This is a genomic window from Pseudomonas inefficax (assembly GCF_900277125.1).
GTDB classification, from domain to species: Bacteria; Pseudomonadota; Gammaproteobacteria; order Pseudomonadales; family Pseudomonadaceae; genus Aquipseudomonas; species Aquipseudomonas inefficax.
Genome location: NZ_OPYN01000176.1, coordinates 1 through 2,180, shown reverse-complemented (window position 1 = coordinate 2,180; position 2,180 = coordinate 1). Strand labels below are relative to the sequence as shown.

Sequence of the window (2,180 nt, the reverse complement as noted above, 5' to 3'; positions counted from 1 at the left end):
TCATGAAACCCGCCCGACTCCGCGCCGACCTGCTCGCCGGCCTGACNACCTCGTTCGCACTGGTGCCCGAGTGTATCGCTTTCGCCCTGGTGGCCCACCTGAACCCGCTGATGGGCCTGTATGGCGCCTTCATCATCTGCACCCTTACGGCGCTGTTCGGCGGCCGGCCGGGGATGATTTCCGGCGCTGCCGGCTCGATGGCGGTGGTGATCGTCGCGCTGGTGGTGCAGCACGGCGCCCAGTACCTGCTGGCCACCGTGCTGCTAGGCGGCGTGGTGATGATGCTGTTCGGCCTGCTGCGTCTGGGCAAGCTGGTGCGGTTGGTGCCTTACCCGGTCATGCTCGGTTTCGTCAATGGCCTGGCAATCGTGATCGCGCTGGCCCAGCTCGAGCATTTCAAGCAGGGTGAACACTGGCTCACTGGAATGCCGTTGTACCTGATGATCGGCCTGGTGGCGCTGACCATGCTGGTGGTGTACGTACTGCCGAAGCTGACCCGCGCGGTGCCGCCGGCGCTGGTGGCGATCCTCGGTGTCGGCCTGCTGGTGTACGTGCTCGATCTGCCTACGCGCACCCTCGGCGACATGGCGAGCATCGCCGGTGGCCTGCCGCACCTGGCCCTGCCGGATGTGCCGTGGAACCTCGAAACCCTGAAAATCGTAGCGCCGTACGCGGTGCTGATGGCCATGGTCGGCCTGCTGGAAACCTTGCTCACCCTCAACCTGACCGATGAAATCACCGAGAGCCGTGGCTACCCGGACCGCGAGTGCGTTGCGCTGGGTGCGGCCAACATGGTTTCCGGCCTGTGCGGCGGCATGGGCGGTTGCGCGATGATCGGCCAGACGGTGATCAACCTCAGCTCAAATGGCCGTGGCCGGCTGTCGGGTGTGGTAGCCGGGGTGATGGTCCTGCTGTTCGTGTTGTTCCTGTCGCCGCTGATCGAGCGTATTCCGCTGGCGGCGCTGGTCGGGGTGATGTTCGTGGTGGCGCAGCAGACTTTTGCCTGGGCGTCGTTGCGGGTGCTGCACAAGGTGCCGCTGAGCGATGTGCTGGCGATCATTGCCGTGACCGTGGTAACGGTGCTCACCGACCTGGCGGTGGCGGTGCTGTTCGGCATTGTCATCGCGGCGGTGAACTTCGCCTGGCAGCATGCGCGGGAGCTCTATGCCGACAGCCATGAGGATGGAGAGGAGGGCAAGCGTTACCAGGTGCACGGCACGCTGTTCTTTGCCTCGACAACGGTGTTCCTGAACCAGTTCGACCCGGCTAACGACCCGGCCAAGGTGACCCTGGACTGCCAGCATTTGAGCTTTGTGGATTATTCGGCGGTTGCCGCGTTGAAGACCTTGCGCGAGCGGTATGCCAAGGCTGGCAAGCAATTGCGGGTGGTGCATCTGTCCGAGCGTTGCAAGAAGCTGCTGAAGCGGGCCGGCGAGCAGCACTGAGAAGGGTTGTTGCCTGTGCCGGCCTCTTCGCGGGCGCGCCCGCTCCCACAGGGATCGCATAACCCTTGTGGGAGCGGGCATGCCCGCGAAGAGGCCGGTGCAAGAGAAGCATTTATTCCCCGCGGTTCTTCTTGACGATGGCATCGGCAATGCTCGCAGGTGCCTCTGCATAACGGGTGAACTCCATCGAGAAGCTGGCCCGGCCCTGGGTCATGGAGCGCATCGAGGTGGCGTAGCCGAACATCTCGCCCAGCGGCACCTCGGCACGGATCACCTTGCCGGCCGGCGTTTCGTCTCCATCCTGGATCATCCCGCGGCGCCGGCTCAGGTCGCCAAGGATGTCACCCTGGTACTCCTCCGGCGTCACCACCTCCACCTTCATCACCGGCTCCAGCAACACCGCGCCGCCTTTCTGCGACAACTGCTTGGTGGCCATCGAGGCGGCAATCTTGTAGGCCATCTCGTTGGAGTCGACGTCGTGGTACGAGCCGTCGTACACCGCCGCCTTGAGGTTGATCAGCGGGTAGCCGGCCAGCACGCCGTTCTTCATCTGCTCTTCGATACCCTTCTGGATCGCCGGGATGTACTCGCGCGCTACCACCCCGCAAACGATTTCGTTGATGAACTCCACGCTTTCCTTGCCCTCGTAGCCGGGGGCGAAGCGGATCCAGCAGTGGCCATACTGGCCCCGGCCGCCGGACTGGCGGACGAAGCGGCCCTCGATCTCGCAGGTGT

The 2,180-nt window shown here is 64.4% G+C and carries 1 protein-coding gene and 1 pseudogene; one reads left to right on the top strand and one right to left on the bottom strand.

All coding sequences use genetic code 11. From position 1 onward, the window contains the following. Positions 1 to 2 precede the first annotated feature (2 nt). Positions 3 to 1,445, top strand: coding sequence for a SulP family inorganic anion transporter (locus JV551A3_RS21495; protein WP_133979103.1), 1,443 nt, complete (start codon positions 3 to 5; stop codon positions 1,443 to 1,445). Between the two features lie 112 nt (positions 1,446 to 1,557). Here JV551A3_RS21495 and fusA read toward each other — a convergent pair. Further along, positions 1,558 to 2,180: pseudogene (gene fusA / locus JV551A3_RS21485) on the bottom strand (elongation factor G); the annotation flags it as partial.